This is a genomic window from Pseudomonas sp. ITEM 17296 (genome assembly GCF_028895205.1).
GTDB lineage: Bacteria > Pseudomonadota > Gammaproteobacteria > Pseudomonadales > Pseudomonadaceae > Aquipseudomonas > Aquipseudomonas kermanshahensis.
Map to the genome: position 1 here is coordinate 205,834 of NZ_WJRS01000001.1, position 24,495 is coordinate 230,328.

The window sequence follows — 24,495 nt, forward strand, 5'->3', positions numbered from 1 at the left end:
CGCCATTCTAGGGCGAATGGGCGGATTTGTCTTGGCGGGGTGTGCCAGGGGGCAGGGGCGGGCATAATGCTGATTATGTCTTCATACCCAGGATCACCCGCATGACCCAGATCAGCGTCGAACGCAAACATTCCCTCGGCCGCGAGGCTGCCCGCGCCAAGGCCGAGGCGCTGGTAGAAAAGCTCAGCCGCGAATATGACCTCAAGGCCACCTGGAACGGCGACCGCGTCGACGTCGCGCGCAGCGGCGCCAACGGCAGCGTGCAGATTGGCGAAGACACCATCCGCGTCGAACTCAAGCTCGGCATGATGCTGTCGATCATGGGCGCTAGCATCAAGAGCGAGATCGAGCGGGCGCTGGACAAAGCCCTGGCCTGACACCAGGGCTGTGCTGTTGACCGGCCCGTCAGTGGGCCGGAAAGGGGATGATGCCCTCTATCTGGTCCAGGCGCAGGTCGCCGCGGTAGATGTTGATCCGTTCAGCCGCTGTATGGGCGTGCTCTAGCCTGACCTCGCGCGCCTTTTCGGCCCTGCTGGCACGCGCGGGGCGCGGCTCCCAGTGCTTCAGGTGGCCTTTGACGAAGGTGCGGGGCGCCGCGTCGGCGCTGCGGTAGTGGAAGTGAGCTTCCCACAGCACCGCATTGGGCACCTGCACGTCCTTGATCTGGTAGACGTCCAGGTAGTCGTTGGCGGTGCGCAGCGGCTTTCGCGATGTGCTCAGGGCGATCTCGATCCGCTGTTGCTGATACAGGTAACGTAACGCACTGCTGTCCGGGTGGCGGGTGTTGAGGTAGGCGTCGGTGAGCAGTCGGCGTTTTTCGGTGTTCAGCGAGGCGATGGCATCGCGCAGTTGGCTAGCCAGGCCTTCGGACGCCCGGTCATCGGCGGCGCTTACGTGCTGCTCGACCTTGCGCATGTCCTCGATCTGCCAATCCATGAGGTCGGCCAGGCTGTTCGGCTCGTTCGCGTAGCGCGCTGCCAGCGCGACCCGGTCACTCACTTGCGCCAGCAGGTGTTGCGCGCGACTGCGCAGCTGGGCGGTGTCTTGCGCGGCGGGGCGCTCCTCGCCTGGGACTTCGAACCATTGGCCATTGCGCCGCTCATAGGCGCCCCCAGGTTGCTCGGTGGCCGGGTTGCGCTGAACGGCATGATCGCCTTCCAGGTCCCGCTCGACCAGCACCGAGCGCCCTCGGGAGGTTCGGATCAGGGTGCGTTTGCCGGCCCTGACACGGTGGGTCAGCTGTCGCGCAGGGGACGATGTGCCCTGTTCGGCATTCATCAAGGCGGTGCTCAAGTCGGTTTCTGCCAGGCGTTCCAGGCCCGTCATCGCCTCGATGTAGGCCTGCAGCATCGTGGTGTCCACGGCGGGTGCAGTGAAGGATTGCATGTACCTGGCCCTGCCGATGACGGCCCGGTAAACGCGCAGGGCGTTGCCCAGCACCTCCGCTTGTTGGTCGGCAGGCAGGTTGGCAGAGGCAACGCCATCGTGGCTCCACAGCGCTGCTGACAGGTCCGTGTCGCTCAGGCTGTTTTGCAAGGGCAGCAGGTCAATGGCCGCTTCGGCAGTGAGCAGGGTCTTGTCCAGTGTCAGGTAAGCCAGGTCGCTGACAATCTGTGCGCGGACGATCAACGACGAGTAAGGGCGCAGCTTGATGGCGCGTTCGATCTTGGCTTTCTTGTCTGGATAGGCGACCCGGGTATCGCTGAGCACGTCGGAAAGCGTTTTATCCAGCCGCTCGCTGACCACGAGCAGGCGGCGGCTGACCTTCAGCGCGTCTCGGGTCGATTCGCGAAATACGGCGTGTCGGCCCCTCTGCTCGTCACTGTCAGGCACCCCACGCAAGCCCACGGATTGCTCCTGCAAGTGTTCGTGGTCGACCAGTTCGAGCAGGCGCCGCACCAGCAGCATGTCATTGTCGATGGCGGCTTCTGTCCAGTTGCTGAGCCGGCGTGCAGTGGCGCCCGAACGGTCGTACTTCAGGTAGCGAGGCTCGAGCATCTGCCGGTAGAGGTCGGCGTTGGCATGCAGCAAGCTGGCCTGCTTCTCCAGGTACAGCGACCCCGCGGCGATCTGCGGTAGGTGCTGCCTGCGCATTTCCAGCACTGCCTGGCGCTGCACCCGAAGCGCCGGTGGAAGTGCCTTGACGTCGGGTTTGGGCAACGCATTGAACGCCAGGCTGAACGCGGCCGCCTCGTCGTCAAACGCTTCAAGCTCGATGCGGTTGCGCTCCATGAAGGGTTCGAGCTGGGTCAATTTGTCCTGGTTGGCTTGACCGGTCGCTTGCAGTGCATCGTAGTGCTGACGATTCTGCGCGGTGATGGCTTCCCGGGTTTTTGGCATGCCGCCGGCCAAGTGCAGGTCCAGGACCCATTCGTCATTCCAGCGCCGCAGCCAAGGGCCTTTGCTGCGTTCGCGCCCGACAATGTAGTAGCCGTCGGGCGCGCCGCCCCAACGTGTGTGCCATTCGCCCTGGCTGGTGTCCGGGCCGATGATCTGGATTCCGCCCCAGGTTTCCTGCACCTCGTAGGCCACGTCCTGCAGGTTCACGTAGAGCCGCTCTTGCACCTTGTACAACCCGCGTAGGCGGCCTTGTGTTTCAGCCGCATGGCCTTGCAGGGAAACGCCTGCGCGCAGTTCACCCAGGCGCTGGCGGGCGTGGGAGGGCAAATTGCCCACCCGCTGGCTGTTGTGCCAACGGCTCACACTGACGTGGCCGGGGCGTTGCGCCTGGTGGGGCTCGACCCAGTCCGCTGTCTTGGGTGCCTCAACGGTAACCGGCGTGGAGGGTGCCCTGCGGGCGGGGCCTTCCAGGGCCATGGCGTCCGCCGCTGCCGAGCTGACCCCCGCATGCGTTGCGGCTGTGGGGCCCTGCATCAACAACAGGGCCAGGTTGGTCAGCACATCTGCCGCTGCCAAGGCCTGTTCTTCCGCGCTGCCATCGGACAGCGCGGGCAGGTCATCCTTGAGTGTTGCCACGGCAGCGACCAGCCAAGCCAGCATGGCCGCAGGGCCACGCAGCAGGGGCGTGACCGTGTTGAACAGAACCCAGCCGCACTGCACGATCAAGGCCCAGCGCTGTTGCGCATTCGAGCGGCTCTGCCGGGAAGCCAGCAGTAGCATTGTCTGAATGCGTGCGTTGTAGAGGTGGTTGTCCAAATCTTCCAGCCAAGGAGTGTGAACGGCTGTAACAGGGACCCTGAGGCGTTCCACCAGGGTGTCCACCAACGCCGATTGCGTGCCAATCAAGTGCGCCAGGGCCGACAGGCGGCTATGCAGGTGCGGACGTTCGAATCCGCCGTGCTGGTAGATGCCCCTGGCGTCGTCATCCATCCAGGCCAGCAGCTGTTGCTGCAACGCCTGATCAGCCCGTATCTGCGCCATCAGGCTGTCCAGGCTGGCAAACTCTGCCACGGCGTCATCCGCGAACAGGGGGCGATACAGGACCCAGCGCTGGTTGGCCTTTACCTTGATCAGGAACATGCCGTGCACCGTGTTGCCTTCGGAGGCACCCGGTGCAGGCAGAAACGCCAGTGGCGCAATGCTGAGCGCATCAGGTGACGCTTGATTGGCACGGCAGAAATCGACGATTGCCTGGCAGGCCTGTGCGCTGAGCTTGGCTTCGATCCTGGCCCTGAGCGCGGCGAACTGCAGGGTGCTGCGCCATTCCGTGGCATGGCGCTGGAGGCGGCTGGCCTTGAGCGTGGCGTCTTGCAGTTGGTGGGCGACATAAGCGGGGTAACGCCCGCCGACATCCACGGTCGAGATCAAGCGGTTGACGTAATCCAGGTTCAGCCAGCTGCCCAGAGGCCGTGCGTGGGTGTCGAGCAGGCCGGACGCCACTTCGTCGCTGCCCGTGTGCAGGCGTGCAATGGCCAGTTCCGTCAGGGTCATGCTTTTCAGGTAGTTCAATTGCGCGGGGCCGGACGACGACAGCGGTACCACCACCGAGATCTGCACGAGCAGCTGGTCGGGGTCCTGTGGTGTTTCGGCTGGGAAGTCCGCGCGCATCTGCTCGCGCAGCCGGCGAGCGGCATAGCGGCCCAGGGTTTCTATAGCGTCGAACGACGTCCTGCCCTGGGCGTGCGCCTGGCTGGCGGCGAGCTCCAGCAGGGCTTCGGCGTACAGCAGGTGGCCGGTGCTGTCTGCTTGATTCAGCCAGGTGGGCAGGCTTAGCAGTGGCTGCTCGGTGCTTGGCAGGGGCAGGTCGAGGAAATGGGACGAAGGGTCGCTCAAGGTGCTGAAGGCCTCCTCAAGCGCGTGGACGCTGGTGAGCGTGGACAACCGCAGGCGGCCGACCCTATCGAGGATGCCATTGAGTAGTTCAGTGGACTGGAACGCGAACGGGTCTGTGTTCAGTGGTTGCTGTGCCCAGCGCAGCGTGTCGAATTGATACTGCTGCGCCAGTGCGTCGCGAAGGGCCTCGGCGAAGGCCGTAAGGTCAACGTAGCTGCGCACCGCGCCTGAAGGTTTACACCACAGCACCATCCCGGCCTCGGCGATGATCAACAGGTCCGGTAAGGCCTGGGGTGGATGCTCATCGAGGGTGACCTGCAGCCGGTTGATCGCCAGCGCGCTGGCCGTGCCGTTGATCACACCATACAGCACGGCTTTCGCCGGTTCGGACAAGCCCTGCCGTTCCACGCCTAGCAGCAGGGCGGCTTTCAAGGTCTGCGCCAAACTGTGCACATGGGACAGGCCCGATGTGGCGTCGCTTGCAGCCCAGAAACCAATCTGCGCCTGCTGAAAGGCTTCGGTCAGGGCCGCCAGCAGTTCATCGAAGTCGCGGTTGAGGTTGTCCATGTTCAGGCTGACTTCGGGCTGGGCGTTCGGGCCGACACCTGCCGCCTGCGGCAGAAAGGGCAGGGGCGGCGCGATGCTGAGCACGTCTGTGCGCGTGAGGGCCATGCCTTTGCCCGTCAGAAAATGGTCGAGCAGCGTGGTTACCAGGGAGACCTGTGCCGGTTGCTTGCCTGCGCCGTGGATCAGCGTGAAGGGCTCGAGGGACTGCAACTGCGGGTGGTTGCGGGTGATCCAGGGGTAGCGGTTGGCCAAGATCGTCAAGCCGGCCTTGGCAACCACCTCGCGCAGCGTGGGGCGTTGGGCGAATTGGCTGGCTACCCGTTGCTTGAACGTGGTGGGCTGCAAGGGTGGGGACGCAGGCATGAGGTGTGAGCTCCGGTGGCGGGAATGCTCGCACGCTAGCGCCGATGCCTGCGGCGGCGGCGGTACATGTTTGGCCCCCTTATGCCGCGTGAGCTTAGGGTGAGGTTTCTAATTTTCTTCCCTACCTTATGCTCAAGCCCAACCTCCATGGGCAGTTCCTCTCCACTCATGAGCATGAGGTACAGAGCATGGCCAAAGTGAATGTGAAGAAAAAGGACGACGCTCCAGGCACCCTGGGCGAAGTGCGCGGTTACGCGCGCAAGATCTGGCTGGCAGGTATCGGCGCCTATGCCCGCGTCGGCCAGGAAGGTTCCGAGTACTTCAACGAGCTGGTCAAAGCCGGCGAAGGCGTTGAAAAACGTGGCAAGAAGCGCATCGACAAAGAGCTCGATGCGGCCAACAACCAGCTGGATGAAGCGACCCAGGAAGTCAGCCGCGTACGCGGCAAGGTCGAAGTTCAACTCGACAAGATCGAAAAAGCTTTCGACGCACGGGTTGGTCGCGCCTTGAATCGCCTTGGCATTCCGTCTAAACATGACGTTGAGGCGTTGTCCATCAAGCTTGAACAGCTGCACGAGCTGCTTGAGCGCGTCGCGCACAAACCATAAGGAGAGCAGGATGGCTGGCAAGAAGAATTCCGACAAAGAAAGCAGCTCCTGGGTCGGCGGGATCGAGAAGTACTCCCGCAAGATCTGGCTGGCGGGCCTGGGGATCTATTCGAAGATCGACCAGGACGGCCCGAAGCTGTTCGATACGCTGGTGAAGGACGGCGAGAAGGCCGAGAAGCAGGCGAAGAAGACCGCCGAAGACGTGGCTGATAGCGCCAAGGCTTCGACCACGTCGCGCGTGTCCGGCGTGAAAGATCGCGCGCTGGGTAAGTGGAGCGAGCTAGAAGAAGCCTTCGACAAGCGCCTGAACAGCGCCATCTCGCGCCTGGGCGTACCAAGCCGCAATGAGATCAAGGCGCTGCACCAGCAAGTGGACAGCCTGACCAAGCAGATCGAGAAACTGACCGGTGCCTCGGTCACACCGATCTCCAAGGCGGCTGCGAGCAAAGCCGCTGCCAAGCCACTGGCCAAGGCGCCTGCCAAACCTGCTGCGAAAACCGCAGCAGCCAAGCCGGCGGCCAAAGCGGCTGCGGCAAAACCTGCGGCTAAACCTGCTGCGAAAACCGCTGCTGCCAAGCCTGCGGCCAAACCTGCTGCCAAGCCTGTTGCGGCCAAGCCTGCAGCGGCGAAGAAACCGGCAGTGAAGAAGGCCCCGGCCAAACCGGCCGCCGCCAAACCGGCCGCCGCCAAACCGGCAGCACCTGCGGCCAGTGCGGCACCGGCTCCGACTGCTACAGCTGCAGCGCCAGCGCCAAGCGCGGCACCGGCCAGCAGCACACCGTCGGCAGCGACCGGTACCGGTACCCTGATCTAACCGCGTCGCCTTCTTCGCGGGGCAAGCCCGCTCCCACAGATTCAGCTCAGCTTGCAAACCCTGAGCTGGGTCTCTGTGGGAGCGGGCTTGCCCCGCGAAGAGGGCACCGCCGATGCGGCACTACCCCTCCAGATACCGCACCGCCAACTGCTCCGCCGCCGCCCGGGCCTGGGCCTGCAGATGCGGCGCCACCAGCATCATCACCTGGTACACCACGATCCCCACATCCCCCTCCCGCCCCAGCACGCGCTGGTAATCCAGCGAGAACATCAGTGTCAGGGTGATTTGCTCCACCAACTGCCCCAGCGCCTGGGTTTCGCTCACCACTTGCCCCTGGCCCTTGAGGCTGGCCAGCAACGCGGCAAGGGTTCGCTTCAGTGCGTTGATCAGGCTGCGCATGCCGCGGGCCAGCTTCGGCAGGCGCCCGGTCAGGTTAGACAGGTCCTGAAACAGGAAGCGGTACTGGGCCATGCGCTCGACGATCAGGTGCAGGAACAACCAGTAGTCCTCGGCCTCCAGGCGCACTTCAAGCGGTGGATCGAGCAGCGGCATCAGCGCTTCTTCGAAACGCTCGAACAGGCCCAGCACCACCGGTTCCTTGCCATGGAAGTGGTAGTACAGGTTGCCAGGGCTGATGCCCAGTTCGTTGGCGATCTCCAACGTCGAGACATTCGGTTCGCCTTGCTGGTTGAACAGCTGCAGGGCGCATTCAAGGATACGGTCGCGGGTCTTCATCCGGGCGGTGTGCTCATCGGGTCAGGACATAGGTGCCTGGCGCAGGGCCCAGCGGCGGATAGGTGGCATTGCCAAGCGTGGTGCGTGGCGCTTTCAGCGGGCCGGAGCGCGGGGTGACCCACTCCAGCCACAAAGGCCACCAACTGCCTTCGCTGCGCTGCGCGTCGTGGAACCAGGCACGCGGGTCGCTGGACAGCTTCGGGTTGGCCAGGTAGTAGGCCTTGGGGTTGCCAGGTGGGTTGATGATGCTCTGGATATGCCCGCTGTTGGCCAGCACGAAGCGTCGGTCGCCGCCCAGCAGCATGGCTGAGCGGTACACGGCATCCCACGGGGTGATGTGGTCGTTGCTGCCGGCCACGGTGAAACTGTCGAGGTCGACCTGCTTGAGGTCGATGGGCGTGCCACACACCTCAAGGCCTGCCGGGTGGGTCAGCGGGTTGTGCTTGAAGAAGTCCAGCAGGTCGCCGTGCAGCGCCGCCGGCAGGCGTGTGCTGTCGGCGTTCCAGTAGAGGATGTCGAAGGCGGGCGGGGTCTTGCCGAGCAGGTAGTTGTTGACCCAGTAGTTCCAGATCAAGTCATTGGGCCGCATCCAGGCGAAGATCCGCGCCACCTCGGCGCCGTCCAGCACGCCGCGCTGGTACGAGCGGCGCTTGGCCGCCTCGATCGTCTGCTCGTCGGCGAACAGGCTGGCGGGGCTTTCGAACTTGCTGTCCAGCAGGCTGACCAGGTACGTGGCGCTGCGCACTCGGCGCAACTGGTGCTTGGCTTGCAGGTGGCCTTGCAGCGCTGCCATGGTCAGGCCGCCAGCGCAGGCGCCCATCAGGTTGGGGTCGCGGTTGCCACTGATGCTGCGGCACGCGTTGAGCGCCTCTTCCAGGGCCTGAACGTAGCTCGACAGCCCCCACTCGCGGTGCCGAGGGTCGGGGTTGCGCCAACTGACCATGAACACCTGCAGGCCGTTCTTGAGCATGTACTGGACAAAGCTGTTGGTCGAGCTGAGGTCGAAGATATAGAACTTGTTGATCTGCGGCGGCACCACCAGCAGTGGGCGGGCGTGCTGTTTTTCGCTCATCGGCTGGTACTGGATCAACTCCAGCAGTTCGTTGCGAAACACCACGGCGCCGGGGGTTGCCGCGACGTTGCCACCCACCTCGAAGGCGCGTTCGTCCACCTGGCGAGGCAAGCCATCGTTGTGGCGCAAGTCGTCAAGCAAGTGCGCCACGCCACGCACCAGGCTTTGCCCGCCGGTGTTGAGCAGCTCCTTCACGGCCAGTGGGTTGAGCAGCGAATTGCTGGGCGCCAGGGCATCGTTGATCAGCGTGAACAGAAACTGCGCGCGGGCGCGGTCGTCGTCGTCCAGGTGGCTTTCATCGATCCACAGGCGGGTCTGCTTCTGCCAGGCCAGGTAGGCTTGCAGGCCGCGCCGGTAGAACGGGTTCTGGCTCCAGGTCGGGTCGCTGAAACGGGTGTCTCGCGGGCTCGGCTGGTAAGGGGTGTCGCCAAGCATCACGCGGCCCAGCTGGCCGCTCAGGGCCAGCAGGTGGCGGGCGGTATGCAGCGGGTTGCGCAAGCCATGACGGCCGACACTGCGCAACGTGGAAATCAGGTCGCGCCCGCGCAGGCCGAGGATGGCGTTCTGCACGTTCATGCTGGTGGCGGGAAGCGTTGGCGTTCCTTTGGCCGGTTTGTCTTTCATGGCAACACTCCCTCGTCTTGACCCTTGGCGCCTGCTGGCCCCGTCGCGGGCGAACCCGCCCCTACACGCCCGAAGCCGGGCGCGGATGCATGACCGCGCGCTGACGCTCTTGCTGGAGGAACTTCATGATGATCGGGGCGACGGCCTCGGCCCGGGTGATCAGAAACAGATGGCCGTCGTCGATAATGTGTAGCTGGGCATTGGGAATCCGCCAGGCCAGCAGGCGCATGTTGATCAGCGGGATCAACGGGTCGTCGTCGCCAGCCAGTACCAGGGTGGGCTGCTGGATCTTGTGCAACCAGTGAATGCTGGTCCAGCCAAGCCCGGCGAACAGTTGCCAGTAATAGCCCAGCTTGCCGCCGGAGCGCACCTTGGCTGCGTGTCGCATGGCCAGGTCCGGGTCGCGGCGAAAGCCACCGCCGTAGATCAGCGGGGCGATGCGGATTACATGCGAAGGCTGGATGTAGCGCCGGGGGCTGGCCATCATCCACAGCACCTTGGGCTTGCCCGGCACCATCACCGCGCCGGCAGCCGTGGCCGCCAGCACCAGCTTCTTGCAGCGCTCGGGGTAGTCGTGGGCAAACTGCTGCGCCAGGGCGCCGCCCCACGACACGCCGATCACATTCACCTGGCCGTAGTCGAGGTAGTCGAGCATGCGTGCCGTGAGCTTGGCCAGCCCCGGAAAGCGATAGGGCTGGCGTGGCGTCGACGAGCCGCCTACGCCCGGTACGTCGAAGGCGATGACTTCCAGGTCTGGGTCCAGCGCTTCGATGAACGGAAACACCAGCTCCAGGTTGGCGCCAATGCCGTTGAAGATCAGCAGCGGCGTCAGGTGCGGCTTGCCCGGGCGCACGGCAGTGCGGATGGACTGGTTGTCCAGTTCGACGGTCCTGAAGATATAGGGTGACGGCATGCGCGTGGCTCTGTGGTGAAGTGAACACCGTGGCCCACCCGCAGGTGGCCACGGCGCTGCAACTCAACGTTCGTGAACGTAGGTGCCCGGAGATGCCTCGCCAGCGGCATAGGCGCGGTTGCCCAGCCGGGTTGGCGCTTTTTTCAGGTCGCCGGCACGTTCGCCCAGCCAGTTTTGCCAATGCAGCCACCAGGAGTCGGCATGCTTGGTCGCGTTTTCCTGCCAGGCCACGGGGTCGCCCGGGCGATCGGCGCCGGTCATGAAGCGCGCCTTGGGGTTGCCCGGTGGGTTGAGGATGCTCTGGATGTGGCCGCTGTTGGACAGCACGAACTCGATCTTGCCGCCAAACAGGTGCGCTGAGCGGTAGCAGGACGGCCACGGGGTGATGTGGTCGTTGGTGCCGGCGAGGCTGTAGATGTCGCAGGTGACCTGCTTCAGGTCGATCGGCGTGCCGCACACTTCCAGTGCACCGGGGCGGGTCAGTGGGTTGCTTTTGAACATCTCGATCAGGTCGCCATGGAAACCAGCCGGCAGGCGCGTGGTGTCGTTGTTCCAGAACAGGATGTCGAACACCGGCGGCTCGTTGCCGAGCAGGTAGTTGTTGACCCAGTAGTTCCAGATCAGGTCATTGGGGCGCATCCAGGCGAACACCTTGGCCATCTCGCTGCCTTCGAGCACGCCGGCCTGGTAGGAGTGGCGCTTGGCGGCTTCGAGGGTCTGTTCATCGACGAACAGCGCGACCTGGGTGTCCATGGTGGTGTCCAGCACGCTGACCAGCAGGGTCAGGGCATTGACCTTGTTTTCGCCCAGGGCGGCGTAATGGCCCACCAGTGCGGTGCAGGTGATGCCGCCAGAGCAGGCGCCGAGCATGTTCAGGTCTTTGCTGCCGGTAATCGCCAGCACGGCATCGACCGCTTCCTTGAGCGCATCGATGTAGGTCGACAGGCCCCACTCGCGCTGGGCCTTGGTCGGGTTGCGCCAACTGATGATGAAGGTCTGCTGTTGTGAGCGCAGGCAGAAGCGCGCCAGGCTTTTTTCCGGGCTCAGGTCGAACACGTAGAACTTGTTGATCTGCGGCGGCACCACCAGCAGTGGCCGCGCATGCACCTGTTCGGTGATGGGGCTGTACTGGATCAGCTCCAGCACGTCGTTGCGGAACACCACGGCGCCGTCGCTGGTGCCCAGGTTCTTGCCCACTTCGAAGGCGTCCATGTTCACCTGGCTGGGCATGCCACCGTTGTTGACCACGTCCTTGGCCAGGTTGGACAGGCCATCGAGCAGGCTTTTGCCACCGGTTTCGAAGAAGCGCTTGACCGCTGCCGGGTTGGACAGGGTGTTGGTCGGCGCCATGGCCTCGGTCATCAGGTTGATGACGAACTGCCCGCGGCTGATGTCCTGTGGTGACAGGTCGCTGTTGCCGATCCACTCCTGCAGCTCCTTGCGCCAGGCCAGGTAGGTTTGCAGGTAGCGGCGGTAAAGGGGGTTGTTGCTCCAGGCCGGATCGTTGAAGCGGCGGTCGTCGCTTTCGGGGGTGAGGCTGGATTTGCCCAGCAGCACGTTCTTCAGCTCCAGGCCGAAGTGCGCCACGTGCTTGGCGCTGTGCAAAGGTTGGCGCACGGCCTGGCGCAGCACGGTGCGTGCCGAGCTCAACAGGTCCTTGCGGCGGATGCCGATGACCGGGTTCAGCCCCAGGGTGTTCTCCGAGGCCTGCCGCTGCAACTCATCGTTGTTCTTGTTACTCATCTGCGACGCTCCGTTGTCCAGAGACGAGTACCGGTTGCCTGTGGCGCTTGCACAGTCCAGAGCCCGGTACTGCTACTCGGGTGACCAGTGATAAGGAACAGCGGTGCTGCGGGCCGGATGCATTCGGCGATGAGCTGCGGGGAATTCTGCGTGTGAAGACAGCCTGCTTTCGCTCGCGACCTCTACATACCGGCCAGGCCCTGATTGCCTTCAAGGCGATGCAGGGAACTTGCCAGCTCCATTGGTTACCCGACTTTCATGTAATGCGCAAGACAGCCCGTCACTGAGCTGCCTGTAGGGGCATTCAAGCAGATGAGATTAGAAAATGCGCTCTAAACGTTCGAGGGCTTGCGCTAGAGCATGAGTTTCACGACCGATTCGGCCGGATCGCGGGATTTTCCGGCCTTGTGCAGCTCGTCGAGGTACTCGGCCCACAGCTGTTCCTGGCGCAGGCACAGTTGCTCGAGGTACTCCCAGGTGAACAGGCCGCTGTCATGGCCGTCGTCGAAGGTCAATTTCAGTGCATATTGGCCGGCGGGTTCGAGGCCAGCGAGGCCGACGTTGACCTTGCCAACTTGCAGGATGGGGTTGCCGTGGCCCTGGACCTCGGCGGAAGGGGAGTGCACGCGCAGGAATTCGGCGGGCAGGTGGTAGACCTCGTTGGGGCCGTAGGTAAGGCTCAAGGTCTTGGAGGCTTTGTGCAGGTTGATGGCGGTGGGCAGGCGGGCCATGGGCTGAATCTCTCGGGAGCTGATGCTGCAAGCTTCCAGCTTCTGAGGGAGGGATTCAAGCTTGATTGGGGCTGCTTTGCAGCCCATTCGCGGCACAAGGCCGCTCCTACAGGTACACCGCTGCATTCAGTGTAGGAGCGGCCTTGTGCCGCGAATGGGCCGCAAAGCGGCCCCATACGGTCTTACAGGATATAGCGCGACAGGTCTTCGTTCTGCGCCAGCTCACCCAGGTGGCTGTTCACATAACCCGCATCGATCTGGATCGGCGTTTCATCGTGGGTGCTGGCCAGGTCACCGGCACTGAACGACACCTCTTCGAGCAGGCGCTCGAGCAGGGTGTGCAGGCGGCGGGCACCGATGTTCTCGGTTTTCTCGTTGACCTGGTAGGCGATCTCGGCCAGGCGCTTGATACCGTCGGTGAGGAACTCGATGTTCAGCCCTTCGGTTTTCAGCAGTGCCTGGTACTGCTCGGTCAGCGAAGCGTGCGGCTCCTGCAGGATGCGCTCGAAGTCTTCTGGGGTCAGTGCCTTGAGTTCGACACGGATCGGCAGGCGGCCCTGCAGCTCAGGCACCAGGTCGCTCGGCTTGCTCAGGTGGAACGCACCCGAGGCAATGAACAGGATGTGGTCGGTCTTGACCATGCCCAGCTTGGTGTTGACGGTGCAGCCTTCGATCAACGGCAGCAGGTCGCGCTGGACACCTTCGCGGGACACATCGGCGCCGCCGACATTGCCACGCTTGGCCACTTTGTCGATTTCGTCGATGAACACGATACCGTGCTGTTCAACAGCTTCCAGGGCCTTGGCCTTGAGTTCTTCTTCGTTGACCAGGCGGCCCGCTTCTTCTTCGCGGACCATCTTCAGCGCTTCTTTGACCTTGAGCTTGCGCGCCTTGCGCTTGCCCTTGCCCATGTTGGCGAACAGGCTCTGCAGCTGGTTGGTCATCTCTTCCATACCAGGCGGCGCGGCGATTTCGACACCTACGGCGTCAGCCACTTCGATCTCGATTTCCTTGTCGTCCAGCTGGCCTTCGCGCAGGCGCTTGCGGAACAGCTGGCGGGTGTTGGAATCGCTGCTGGTCTGCGCGGCTTCTTCGCTGAAGCTGGTGACCCGCGCCTGCGGCAGCAGGGCATCGAGGATGCGGTCTTCAGCGGCGTCTTCGGCGCGGTGGCGCACGCGGATGATTTCCTGCTCGCGGAGCATCTTCAGCGCGGCATCGGCCAGGTCGCGGATGATCGATTCGACATCACGGCCGACGTAGCCGACTTCGGTGAACTTGGTCGCTTCGACCTTGATGAACGGCGCGTTGGCCAGCTTGGCCAGGCGGCGAGCGATTTCGGTCTTGCCGACACCGGTCGGGCCGATCATCAGGATGTTTTTCGGGGTCACCTCGGCGCGCAGCTCGGTCGGCAGCTGCATGCGCCGCCAGCGGTTGCGCAGGGCGATGGCCACGGCGCGCTTGGCGTCGTCCTGGCCGATGATATGGCGGTTGAGTTCGTGAACGATTTCGCGGGGGGTCATGGACATGATGAAAATGGTCCTCAAGCAGAGCAATCAGTGTGGAAAAGTCCCGCCCTGGGCGGGACGCCAAAACAACTGATCAGTCGGCCAGGTCCTGCTCCTCGATGGTCAGGTTGTGGTTGGTGAATACGCAGATGTCACCGGCGATGTTCAGCGCGGTCTCGGCAATTTCGCGGGCCGAGAGGTCGGTCTTGTTCAGCAGGGCGCGGGCGGCGGCCTGGGCGTAGGCGCCACCGGAACCCATGGCGATCAGGCCGTCTTCGGGTTCGACCACATCGCCGTTACCGGTAATGATCAAGGATGCATCCTTGTTGGCCACGGCCAGCATGGCCTCCAGGCGGCTCAGGGAGCGGTCGGTACGCCATTCCTTGGCCAGCTCGACGGCGGCACGGACCAGGTGGCCCTGGTGTTTCTCCAGTTGGCCTTCAAAGCGTTCGAACAGGGTGAAGGCATCGGCGGTGGCACCGGCGAAGCCTGCAATGACCTGGCCGTGGTACAGGCGACGGACCTTTTTGGCGTTGCCTTTCATCACGGTGTTGCCGAGGGAAACCTGGCCGTCGCCGCCCATGACGACTTTGCCGTTACGGCGGACAGAAACGATGGTGGTCAAGGGGAGAGTCTCCACGCAGCGGGGCGAAAGTGCCTGATGCAGACTCATATGGGGGTGGGGGGAAGGATTTCAACCTGGGGGGATGAATGGTTGAGCTTGGCGGGCACATTTGTGCTGGCTCATTCGCGGGGCAAGCCCGCTCCCACAGGTTCTCCGCTTGCCTTGATGATGCGAAGATCCTGTGGGGGCTGGCATGCACATTTGTGCTGGCCCATTCGCGGGGCAAGCCCGCTCCCACAGGTTCTGCGCTTACCTTGATGATGCGAAGATCCTGTGGGAGCGGGCTTGCCCCGCGAATGGGCCGCAGAGCGGCCCCTGGGGTTACTCAGGCCTCGTGGCAGACGTGCCCATCGACCAAGGTATAACGCACGGCGCCAGGCAGGCAGTGGCCGATGAACGGGCAGTTCTCGCCACGGGACAGCCACTGCTCGCCGGCAACGGTCGAGGCTTTCGGGTCGAACAGCACCAGGTCCGCCGCGCCACCTACCTTCAGTTCACCCGCCGGCAGGCGCATGGCGGTAGCCGGGCCGCTGGTCAAGCGTGCGAGCAAGGTCGGCAGGTCGAGCAGGCCGTCTTCGACCAGGGTCATGGCCAGTGGCAGCAGCACTTCGACACTGCTGATACCCGGCTCCGTGGCACCGAACGGCGCCAGCTTGGCATCGCGCTCGTGCGGCTGGTGATGGCTGGAGATCGCCTGGATCACCCCCGACTTGACGGCTGCGCGCAGGCCGTCGCGGTCGGCGGCGGTGCGCAGCGGTGGCTGCACGTGGTACAGGCTGGAAAACTCGCGCAGCGACTCATCGGTGAGAATCAGCTGGTACAGCGCCACGTCGGCGGTCACTGGCAGGCCCAGTTCCTGGGCCTGGGCGATCAAGCGCGCGCCGCGGGCGCTGGTGATCTGGGTGAAGTGCGCCCGCACGCCGCTCTGTTCGACCAGCAGCAGGTTGCGCGCCAAGGCCACGGTCTCGGCAGTCTCCGGGATGCCCGGAAGGCCGAGGAAGCTGGCCATGGCGCCTTCATGGGCCAGGCCACCTTGGGACAGGTCGCGGTCCTGGGAGTGGAACACCACGGTCAGGTCGAAGGTGGCGGCGTACTCCAGGGCACGGGCCAGGGTACGGTTGTTGGGGATTTGCTGCAGGCCATTGCCGAAGGCCACGCAACCGGTGTCGCGCAGGGCCACCAGCTCGGCCAGTTGCTCGCCTTCCAGGCCCTTGGTCAGGGCGCCGATCGGGTAGACCTTGCTGTTGCCGGCTTCGCGGGCACGGTCGAGGATCAGCTCGGCCACGGCCGAGGTGTCCAGCACCGGCTTGGTCTGCGGCGGGCAGCACAGGCTGGTCACACCGCCGGCCACGGCGGCGCGGGTTTCGCTGGCGATGTTGCCTTTGCGGCTGTAGCCCGGCTCGCGCAGAGAGACGTCGAGGTCGACCAAGCCAGGCGCTGCAATCAGGCCATCTGCCTGGATCGTGCGGCTGGCGCTGAAGCCGGCCGGTGCTGCGCCGATGGCGGCAATGCGGCCGCCGTCCAGGTGCAGGTCGGTGATCTGGTCCAGGCCGCTGTTGGGGTCGATAACCCGGGCGCCAAGAATACTGATGCTCACAGGGCGTTCTCCTGGTCGAGTTGGCGTTGCGCGTTTTGCCCGCTCATGGCCATGGACAGCACGGCCATGCGCACGGCGATGCCGTACGTCACCTGGTTGAGGATCACCGAGTGCTTGCCGTCGGCCACTGCTGATTCGATCTCTACACCGCGGTTGATCGGGCCAGGGTGCATGACGATGGCATCGGGCTTGGCACCGGCCAGGCGTGCGGTGGTCAGGCCGAACAGGCGGTAGAACTCGCCCTCGCTCGGCAGCAGGCCACCGGCCATGCGCTCACGCTGCAGGCGCAGCATGATTACTACGTCGACGTCTTTCAGGCCTTCGGCGAGGTCGGTGTAGACCTTTACGCCGTATTGCTCGATGCCGATCGGGATCAGGGTTTTCGGGCCGATCACGCGGATGTCCGGGCAGCCCAGCGCCTTGAGCGCGAGCATGTCGGAACGCGCCACGCGCGAATGCAGGATATCGCCGACGATGGCGACAGACAGGTTCTCGAAGCTGCCCTTGTGCCGACGGATGGTCAGCATGTCGAGCATGCCTTGGGTCGGGTGCGCATGGCGGCCATCGCCACCGTTGATCACGGCCACATCGGGGCACACGTGTTCAGCGATGAAGTGCGCGGCGCCCGAGTCGGAGTGGCGCACGACGAACATGTCGGCAGCCATGGCTTCCAGGTTGCGCAGGGTGTCGAACAGGGTTTCGCCCTTGCTGGTCGAGGAAGTCGACACGTTGAGGCTGATCACGTCGGCAGACAGGCGCTGCGCGGCCAGTTCGAAAGTGGTGCGGGTACGGGTTGAGTTCTCGAAGAACACGTTGCAGACGGTCTTGCCGCGCAGCAACGGGACTTTTTTCACGGCCCGGGCACCGACTTCCAGGAAGGAGTCGGCGGTGTCGAGGATCTCGGTCAGCAGTTCGCGGGGCAAACCGTCGAGCGAGAGAAAGTGGCGCAGCTGGCCCTGATCATTGAGCTGCAGCGGGCGCTTGGCGTCGATTGGCGTCATCGCGGGGGACTCTTAAAGGGCGGAAGCGGAGGCGAGGTCCTGGCGCTCGAGGGCGAGCGGTGCGGGTCCGGTCAATTTTACCCGTTCATGGGCTGCCAGCGACAGGGTGGCACCCAGCACATTGGGGCGAATTGGCAGCTCGCCGGCGTCCAGGTCGAGCAGGCAGACCAAGGTGACGCTGGCCGGGCGGCCGTAATCGAACAGCTCGTTGAGCGCGGCACGGATGGTGCGACCGCTCATCAGGACGTCGTCGATCAGGACCAGGTGCTGGCCTTCGATTTCGAACGGCAGCTCGGACGGGCGTACTTGCGGGTGCAGGCCGTTCTGGCTGAAGTCATCGCGGTAGAACGACACGTCCAGGGTGCCCATGGGGCTGGTATCGCCCATTTCTTCCTGCAGGGCCTGGGCGACCCAGACGCCGCCCGTGCGGATGCCGATGAAGCGCGGCTCGGTGATAGCACGGCGGGCCAGGTGGGCGCGAAGGTCGACAGCCATCTGCCGGATCAGATCGGCGGGATTGGGTAGGCTCATTGCGTGCTCCTCGGGGGCCGCCGGCTCTGCCCGGCGGCAAAGATGATCAGGTATTGGCCTCCAGCCAGCCTTGCAGCAGCAGGGCGGCGGCAATGGCGTCGACCGGGTTGTCGCGGTAGCTGCCGCGCTGGCCACCGCGGGTCAGGCGTTCGCCTTTAGCCTCGAAGGTGGTCAGGCGTTCGTCGTGGGTGTGCACGGGCAGGTTGAAGCGGCCGTTCAGGCGCCGGGCGAATTTCTCGGCGCGCGCGCTCATCTCGCTGGGGGTGCCGTCCATGTTCAGCGGCAGGCCGACGACGATGGCGTCGGGCTTCCATTCAGCGACCAGTTTTTCCACCTGGGCCCAGTCCGGCACGCCGTTCTGCGCTTTCAGGGTGCACAGCTCGCGGGCCTGGCCAGTGATGACCTGGCCAACCGCCACCCCGATCTGTTTGGTGCCGTAGTCAAAGCCCAGCAGCAGGCGTAGCTCGGCCATCAGGCGTGGCCCGCCTGGCTGGTCAGCAGGCTGAGGTTGATGCCCAGGCTGGCGGCGGCGGCGTTCAGGCGCTGGTCGCTGGCGAGGCCGAAGATGATCTCGGGGTCGAACGGGCAGTTGAGCCAGGCATTGTCGGCCAGCTCGGCTTCCAGTTGGCCGGCTTCCCAGCCTGCGTAGCCCAGGGTAATCAGGCTGTTTTGCGGCCCCACGCCCTCGGCAATGGCAAACAACACGTCCTGCGAGGTGGACAGCGACAGGCCCTGCAGTTCGACGGTGGCCTGGTAGGTGCACTCGCTGGAGTGCAGCACGAAGCCGCGGTCGGTTTGCACCGGGCCGCCCTGGTAGATCGGCACGTGCAGCGTACTGGCCGGGGGTTCATCGTCCGGGCGCAACTGTTCGAGGATGTCGGCCAGGCTGAGCTCCTGCGGTCGGTTGACCACCAGGCCCATGGCGCCATTGGCGTTGTGCTCGACGATGTACGTGAGGGTCTGGGCAAAGTTCGGATCGGCCATGTGCGGCATGGCGATCAGGAACTGATGCTTGAGGTAGCTCGGGGCGAGGGTTTTCATGGGGGATAGTGTGGCGCCAGGTGGCGAGGCTGACAAGGTGCTCTGCAGGGCTTACTTGATCCCTGTGGGAGCGGGTTTACCCGCGAATGCGTCAGATCAGGCAATTATGTTGCCTTGTCGAACGCTTTCGCGGGTAAACCCGCTCCCACAGAGGCCAGTACAGCCAGCAAATCAGTTACTGGACAACCGGTCCCCACGGGCAAAGCGCCAGGTACGGATGATCTCCAGCCGATCGAATTCCGCCAAGTCCCCGGTAAACGGCGCAAACGGCGCCGCCAGCCTGACAATACGTTGCGCCGCCTGGTCCAGCACCGGTTGCCCGGACGATTCCAGCACCAGCACTTCGTAAAGCGAACCATCGCGGTTGATCGAGACCATCATGCGCAAGTTGCCGTAGATCTGCTGGCGCCGCGCTTCGTCAGGGTAATTGAGGTTGCCCACCCGCTCGACCTTCTTGCGCCATTCTTCCTTGTACCAGGCGCCCTTGTCGCGCATGGTCGAGGCGGCGTTGAGGCGGTGGATGCGCGGGCGTTTGGCATACAGCTGCTGTTCATTGGACAGCTCTGCCTCAAGGCTGGCGATCTGGCTGGACAGCTGCGAGCTGTCAAAATCAGGCGTGGGCGTTGCAGGCTTTGGTTGCGCCTTGCTTTCCTTGGGCTTGGGCTCGACTTTGTGAGGCTTGGCGGCCTGGGTCACCACGGCCGACTTCTCAGGCGTGGGCGGCGGTGCGACCTCGGGCTTGGCCGCAGGCGGGGGCGTGACCTTGTTGATCTTGCTGTCCTGGAAGGGGGCGAGTTCGGTGGTCTTGGGCACCGCCTTCTTCTCCAGGGTGCCGCTGCCTTGCTGGTTGTCCTGAGCCTGGAAATCGGCCTTCTCGGGCGCTTTCTCGCTTTTGAAAGTGGCGAGGGTGATGTCCATGGTATGGCGGATTTCAGCCGGCTTGACCACGGTAAAACCGACGCCAAGGATCAGCGCCAGGTGCACCAGGGCAGCCAGGAACAGGGTAAAGCCGAGCCGGTCCACCGGGCGAACGCGCGGTGGCAGCAGGTCGGAGGGGATGTCAGCGGGCAGCGTCATCAGGTATCCAGCAACCGCGGGGCGGGGCAGCAGGCCAAGTAAAAAGGACCCGTATCATACCCCACTCCGCGATTGTGCCGCGCGTTGCCGGTCAGCGCGCCTTCAGCTGGCGATCAATGGCGTCCATCAATTGCCCGCCGATGTCGGTGTTGAAGGCGTTGTCGATCTCGCGAATACAGGTCGGGCTGGTGACGTTGATTTCGGTGAGGTGCTCGCCAATCACGTCCAGGCCAACGAACAGCAGCCCTTTCGCGCGCAGGGTCGGGCCGACCTGGGCGGCGATCCAGCGGTCACGTTCGGTCAGCGGGCGCGCTTCGCCACGGCCACCGGCGGCCAGGTTGCCACGGGTTTCGCCACTGGCCGGGATGCGCGCCAGGCAGTAGTCGACCGGCTCGCCGTCGATCATCAGGATGCGCTTGTCGCCGTCCTTGATCGCTGGCAGGTAGGCCTGCGCCATGATCTGCTGCGCGCCCAGGGCGGTCAGGGTTTCGAGGATCACCGACAGGTTGGGGTCGCCGACCCGGTGGCGGAAGATCGAAGTGCCGCCCATGCCGTCCAGCGGCTTGAGGATCACGTCGCCATGCTTGGCCGCGAATTCGCGAATGATGTCCGGGCGGCGGCTGACCAGGGTCGGTGGCGTGCACTGCGGGAACAACGTGGCGAACAGTTTTTCGTTGCAGTCGCGCAGGCTCTGCGGGCGGTTGACCACCAGCACGCCTTCGGCCTCGGCCTGCTCCAGCAGGTAGGTGCTGTAGACGAATTCCATGTCGAACGGCGGGTCCTTGCGCATCAGGATCACGTCCAGCTCGGCCAGGGGGCTGTCCTGCTCGTCGCCCAGCTCGAACCAGCGCGCCGGGTCGGCGAACACGTTTAGCGGGCGCATGCGTGCACGGGCCTTGCCTTCGCCCTGGTACAGGTCGCGCTGTTCCATGTAGAACAGGCTCCAGCCGCGTGCCTGGGCGGCCAGCAGCATGGCCAGCGAGCTGTCCTTCTTGTAGGAGATGGACGCGATGGGGTCCATGACAATGCCGAGGCGAACGCTCATGGGGTGGTTCCTCTTGGCGGCGCGCAGCCGCGATGGATCGAAAGAAAAGTGGCTCAGGGTGGCGCCGGGAGCGCCGATGGTCAAGGGGCGCAGCAGATGGAATGGCTACCCGGAGTGTGCTAAAAATGCGAGGCACAATGCTGCGCAAACCTGTAGGAGCGGCCTTGTGTCGCGAAAGGGTCGCAACGCGGCCCCAGCAATTCTGGCCTGAGCAGCGACGGTAGCCCAAGTGATGGAACAACCCCTGAAGGTCATGGTGATCGACGACTCACGCACGATCCGCCGTACCGCGCAGATGTTGCTCGGCGAAGCGGGTTGCGAGGTGATTACCGCCAGCGATGGTTTCGATGCCCTGGCCAAGATCGTCGATCACCAGCCACGCATCATCTTCGTCGATGTGTTGATGCCGCGCCTGGACGGTTACCAGACCTGCGCCGTGATCAAGCACAACAGCGCTTTCAAGGACATACCGGTGATCCTCCTGTCGTCGCGCGACGGCCTGTTCGACAAGGCCCGCGGGCGGGTGGTGGGCTCCGACCAGTTCCTCACCAAGCCGTTCAGCAAAGAAGAACTGCTCGAAGCGATCAGGGCCCATGTGCCTGGTTTTGCCGAACACCAACAACACGCACCCTGACCGCGTCCGCCATGGCGCGGTCTTACTTTCCTGATGGGGAAACAGCATGGCCCGAGTTCTGATTGTCGACGACTCGCCGACAGAGATGTACAGATTGACCGAATGGCTGGAAAAGCACGGCTACGAGGTGCTCAAGGCCAACAACGGTGGCGATGGCGTGGCCCTGGCCCGTCAGGAAAAGCCCGACGCGGTGCTGATGGACATCGTCATGCCCGGCATGAACGGCTTCCAGGCCACTCGCCAGCTGAGCAAGGACGAGGAAACCAGCGCCATTCCGGTGATCGTGGTAACCACCAAGGACCAGGAAACCGACCGTATCTGGGCGACGCGCCAGGGCGCCCGCGACTTCCTGACCAAACCGGTCGAAGAAGACGCACTGATCGCCAAGCTCAAAGAAGTGCTGGGCACTTGACCACCCGCCCTCATGGCGCGTCGCTGACCGCCTTCGAGTTGCTGTTGGACATCGACCGGCGCTGCCGCCTGCTGGTGGCGGACCAGCCACCGCAGGACACCCGCCTGCAACAGTGGAGCGGGATCGGCTTTCGGATTGCCGGGCAGTGGTTCGTCGCGCCCATGGGCGAGGTGGCCGAAGTGCTGCGCGAACCGCGCAGCAGCCGTGTTCCTGGGGTTCAGCCCTGGGTCTGCGGGGTTGCCAACTTGCGCGGGCGGTTGCTGCCGGTAATGGACCTTAGCAGCTTCTTCGGGCTTGGCCCGGCCGCCCCCGGCAAGCAGCGGCGGGTGCTGGTGCTGGACCATGAGGACCTGTTCGTCGGCCTGCTGGTGGACGAAGTACTGGGGCTGCAGCACTTTGCCCTGAGCAGCCTGGAGCTGTCGCCCCCGCAGCCATTGATCCGCGCGGCTGCCCGCTTTGTGCAGGGGCACTTCCCGCGTGAACGCAATTGGGCAATTTTCAGCCCCTTCGCCCTGGCCCAGGCGCCGGGCTTTCTTGATGTGGCGTTATAGGACCTGCGAACGTGAACAAGCCTGCCACCAGCGCTACTGCAACGCCCATGGCTCCGCGTACGCGCAGCATCGCGCAGATCACCGTGCTGTTTTTGGTGCTGATCCTGTCGATCATCCTGTTGTTCGCCAATTTCGCCTACCTGAGCACCCAGTCCAACTACGACAAACAGTACATCGGCCATGCCGGTGAGCTTCGCGTGCTGTCCCAGCGGATTGCCAAGAACGCCACCGAGGCGGCGACGGGCAAGGCCTTGGCGTTCAAGCTGCTATCGGATGCGCGCAACGATTTCGAGCGGCGCTGGAGCTACCTGCGCGAAGGTGACACGTCCACCGGCCTGCCAGCGGCACCGGCCACGGTGCGCGATGAGATGGAAGCCGTCCGCCAGGACTGGGAGAACCTGCGCAAGAACACCGATACCATCCTGGCCAGCGAGCAGACGGTGTTGTCACTGCACCAGGTGGCGGCAACGCTTGCCGAGACCGTGCCGCAGTTGCAGGTCGAATACGAAAAGGTGGTCGAAATCCTGCTGCAGAGCGGTGCCCCGGCCAACCAGGTGGTCGTCGCCCAGCGCCAGTTGCTGCTGGCCGAGCGCATCCTCGGTTCGGTCAACACGGTGCTGGCCGGTGACGACACCGCGGCCCAGGCCGCCGATGCCTTCGGCCGCGATGCCGGGCGTTTTGGCCAGGTGCTGGAAGGCATGCTCAACGGCAACCCCGCGCTGCAGGTGACCCGCGTCGAGGACGCCGATGCCCGGGCGCGGTTGGCTGAAATCGCCGAGCTGTTCCAGTTCGTGGCCGGCTCGGTGGACGAAATCCTCGAAACATCGCCCGAACTGTTCCGCGTGCGTGAAGCCGCAGGCAACATCTTCAGCCTGTCGCAAACCCTGCTCGACGAGGCCTCGCACCTGGCCAACGGCTTCGAGAACCTGGCCGGCGGGCGTACCCTGGACACCGTCGGCGGCTACGTCCTGGGCCTGCTGGCGCTGGCCTCGATCATCCTCATTGGCCTGGTCATGGTGCGCACCACCAACCGGCAACTGCGCGAGACCGCGGAGAAGAACGAACGCAACCAGCAGGCGATCATGCGCCTGCTCGACGAGATCGAAGAGCTGGCCGATGGCGACCTGACCGTCACCGTGTCGGTCACCGAAGACTTTACCGGCGCCATCGCCGACTCGATCAACTACTCCGTCGACCAACTGCGCGACCTGGTCGCTACCATCAACCACAGCGCCGTGCAGGTAGCCGCTGCCGTGCAGGACACGCAGAACACCGCGCGTCAGCTGGCCAAAGCGTCCGAGCACCAGGCCGCGCAAATCAGCGAGGCGTCCGAGGCGGTGGGCGACATGGTCGAATCGATCGACCGGGTGTCGGCGCATGCCTATGAGTCGGCCAAGGTGGCCGAGCGCTCAGTGGCGATCGCCAACAAGGGCAACGAGGTGGTGCACAACACCATCAACGGCATGGACAACATTCGCGAACAGATCCAGGACACCGCCAAGCGGATCAAGCGCCTGGGTGAGTCGTCACAGGAGATCGGCGACATCGTGAGCTTGATCGACGACATTGCCGACCAAACCAACATCCTGGCTCTCAACGCCGCGATCCAGGCCTCGCTGGCCGGTGAAGCCGGGCGGGGCTTTGCGGTGGTTGCCGACGAAGTGCAGCGCCTGGCCGAGCGTTCGTCGTCGGCCACGCGGCAGATCGAGGCGCTGGTGCGCACCATTCAGGCCGATACCAACGAGGCGGTGATCTCCATGGAGCAGACCACCGCCGAAGTGGTGCGCGGCGCGCGCCTGGCCCAGGATGCCGGGGTGGCGCTGGCGGAGATCGAAGGGGTGTCGCAGAACCTGGCCGAGCTGATCCACAGTATTTCCGACGCGGCCCAGTTGCAGACGTCTTCTGCCGGGCAGATCTCCCACACCATGGCCGTCATCCAGCAGATCACCGCGCAGACGTCTGCCGGGTCCGGCGCCACTGCCGACAGCATCCGCCACCTGGCACGCATGGCCAGCGAGATGCGCCGGTCTGTTTCTGGTTTCACCCTGCCGGCACCTGCCGAGCCGCGCTGAG

General features: G+C 64.3%; 22 protein-coding genes. 7 read left to right on the forward strand and 15 right to left on the reverse strand.

Going from position 1 to position 24,495, the window contains the following annotated elements; genetic code table 11:
- The first annotated feature begins 101 nt into the window (after positions 1-101).
- Positions 102-377 (forward strand): polyhydroxyalkanoic acid system family protein, encoded by a 276-nt coding sequence (locus GIB19_RS00865; protein WP_027592417.1) that lies wholly within the window; start codon positions 102-104, stop codon positions 375-377.
- 28 nt (positions 378-405) lie between these two features.
- Here GIB19_RS00865 and GIB19_RS00870 read toward each other — a convergent pair whose 3' ends face one another.
- On the reverse strand, positions 406-5,163 hold the full coding sequence (locus GIB19_RS00870) for a dermonecrotic toxin domain-containing protein (protein WP_274882867.1): 4,758 nt from the start codon (positions 5,161-5,163) through the stop codon (positions 406-408).
- Positions 5,164-5,351: 188 nt separating this feature from the next.
- Here GIB19_RS00870 and GIB19_RS00875 point away from each other — a divergent pair, with 188 nt between their 5' ends.
- Both GIB19_RS00875 and GIB19_RS00880 read left to right on the forward strand, forming a co-directional pair.
- A complete protein-coding gene (locus GIB19_RS00875; protein ID WP_027592419.1) occupies positions 5,352-5,771 on the forward strand; it encodes a phasin family protein in 420 nt (139 codons plus the stop codon).
- A gap of 10 nt (positions 5,772-5,781) precedes the next feature.
- A complete protein-coding gene (locus tag GIB19_RS00880; protein WP_274882871.1) occupies positions 5,782-6,585 on the forward strand; it encodes a phasin family protein in 804 nt (267 codons plus the stop codon).
- 120 nt (positions 6,586-6,705) lie between these two features.
- Here GIB19_RS00880 and GIB19_RS00885 read toward each other — a convergent pair whose 3' ends face one another.
- The 14 genes from GIB19_RS00885 to gshB all read right to left on the reverse strand — a co-directional run bounded on the left by GIB19_RS00885 (position 6,706) and on the right by gshB (position 20,825).
- On the reverse strand, positions 6,706-7,320 hold the full coding sequence (locus tag GIB19_RS00885) for a TetR/AcrR family transcriptional regulator (protein ID WP_027592421.1): 615 nt from the start codon (positions 7,318-7,320) through the stop codon (positions 6,706-6,708).
- A gap of 13 nt (positions 7,321-7,333) precedes the next feature.
- A complete protein-coding gene (gene phaC / locus GIB19_RS00890; RefSeq protein ID WP_099430641.1) occupies positions 7,334-9,016 on the reverse strand; it encodes a class II poly(R)-hydroxyalkanoic acid synthase in 1,683 nt (560 codons plus the stop codon).
- A 61-nt stretch (positions 9,017-9,077) separates the two neighbouring features.
- On the reverse strand, positions 9,078-9,929 hold the full coding sequence (gene phaZ, locus GIB19_RS00895) for a poly(3-hydroxyalkanoate) depolymerase (RefSeq protein WP_099430640.1): 852 nt from the start codon (positions 9,927-9,929) through the stop codon (positions 9,078-9,080).
- 63 nt (positions 9,930-9,992) lie between these two features.
- The gene (gene phaC, locus GIB19_RS00900) at positions 9,993-11,672 is read right to left on the reverse strand and encodes a class II poly(R)-hydroxyalkanoic acid synthase (RefSeq protein WP_099430639.1); all 1,680 of its coding nucleotides are present in this window, start codon (positions 11,670-11,672) and stop codon (positions 9,993-9,995) included.
- Between the two features lie 353 nt (positions 11,673-12,025).
- Positions 12,026-12,403 carry a gamma-butyrobetaine hydroxylase-like domain-containing protein gene (locus GIB19_RS00905; protein ID WP_099430638.1) on the reverse strand — a complete coding sequence of 126 codons (378 nt, stop codon included), beginning with the start codon at positions 12,401-12,403 and terminating at the stop codon, positions 12,026-12,028.
- Between the two features lie 182 nt (positions 12,404-12,585).
- Positions 12,586-13,929 (reverse strand): ATP-dependent protease ATPase subunit HslU, encoded by a 1,344-nt coding sequence (gene hslU, locus GIB19_RS00910; RefSeq protein WP_099430637.1) that lies wholly within the window; start codon positions 13,927-13,929, stop codon positions 12,586-12,588.
- A gap of 73 nt (positions 13,930-14,002) precedes the next feature.
- Entirely contained in the window at positions 14,003-14,533 is a 531-nt protein-coding gene (gene hslV / locus GIB19_RS00915; protein WP_003249309.1) for an ATP-dependent protease subunit HslV, read from the reverse strand.
- 325 nt (positions 14,534-14,858) lie between these two features.
- On the reverse strand, positions 14,859-16,130 hold the full coding sequence (locus tag GIB19_RS00920) for a dihydroorotase (RefSeq protein ID WP_099430636.1): 1,272 nt from the start codon (positions 16,128-16,130) through the stop codon (positions 14,859-14,861).
- Positions 16,127-17,131 carry an aspartate carbamoyltransferase catalytic subunit gene (locus tag GIB19_RS00925; protein WP_027592428.1) on the reverse strand — a complete coding sequence of 335 codons (1,005 nt, stop codon included), beginning with the start codon at positions 17,129-17,131 and terminating at the stop codon, positions 16,127-16,129. Before GIB19_RS00925 ends, GIB19_RS00920 begins: the two co-directional genes overlap by 4 nt.
- Positions 17,132-17,143: 12 nt before the next feature.
- On the reverse strand, positions 17,144-17,662 hold the full coding sequence (pyrR, locus tag GIB19_RS00930) for a bifunctional pyr operon transcriptional regulator/uracil phosphoribosyltransferase PyrR (protein ID WP_027592429.1): 519 nt from the start codon (positions 17,660-17,662) through the stop codon (positions 17,144-17,146).
- A 46-nt stretch (positions 17,663-17,708) separates the two neighbouring features.
- Positions 17,709-18,134, reverse strand: a complete 426-nt coding sequence (gene ruvX, locus GIB19_RS00935) for a Holliday junction resolvase RuvX (RefSeq protein WP_027592430.1) — start codon at positions 18,132-18,134, stop codon at positions 17,709-17,711.
- Positions 18,134-18,703 (reverse strand): YqgE/AlgH family protein, encoded by a 570-nt coding sequence (locus GIB19_RS00940; protein WP_027592431.1) that lies wholly within the window; start codon positions 18,701-18,703, stop codon positions 18,134-18,136. Before GIB19_RS00940 ends, ruvX begins: the two co-directional genes overlap by 1 nt.
- A 171-nt stretch (positions 18,704-18,874) precedes the next feature.
- Positions 18,875-19,780, reverse strand: a complete 906-nt coding sequence (locus GIB19_RS00945; protein ID WP_265968812.1) for an energy transducer TonB — start codon at positions 19,778-19,780, stop codon at positions 18,875-18,877.
- A 91-nt stretch (positions 19,781-19,871) separates the two neighbouring features.
- A complete protein-coding gene (gshB, locus tag GIB19_RS00950) occupies positions 19,872-20,825 on the reverse strand; it encodes a glutathione synthase (protein WP_027592433.1) in 954 nt (317 codons plus the stop codon).
- 232 nt (positions 20,826-21,057) lie between these two features.
- On the opposite strand from gshB, the gene GIB19_RS00955 reads away from it, so the two are divergent.
- The 4 genes from GIB19_RS00955 to GIB19_RS00970 are packed head-to-tail and all read left to right on the forward strand — an operon-like array spanning position 21,058 to position 24,494.
- On the forward strand, positions 21,058-21,459 hold the full coding sequence (locus GIB19_RS00955) for a response regulator (protein ID WP_027592434.1): 402 nt from the start codon (positions 21,058-21,060) through the stop codon (positions 21,457-21,459).
- A 46-nt stretch (positions 21,460-21,505) separates the two neighbouring features.
- Entirely contained in the window at positions 21,506-21,871 is a 366-nt protein-coding gene (gene pilH, locus GIB19_RS00960; protein ID WP_099430634.1) for a twitching motility response regulator PilH, read from the forward strand.
- Positions 21,868-22,422, forward strand: a complete 555-nt coding sequence (locus GIB19_RS00965; RefSeq protein ID WP_027592436.1) for a chemotaxis protein CheW — start codon at positions 21,868-21,870, stop codon at positions 22,420-22,422. The genes pilH and GIB19_RS00965 overlap by 4 nt, the downstream gene beginning before the upstream one ends.
- A gap of 47 nt (positions 22,423-22,469) precedes the next feature.
- Positions 22,470-24,494, forward strand: coding sequence for a methyl-accepting chemotaxis protein (locus GIB19_RS00970; protein ID WP_189662490.1), 2,025 nt, complete (start codon positions 22,470-22,472; stop codon positions 24,492-24,494).
- Position 24,495 lies beyond the last annotated feature (1 nt).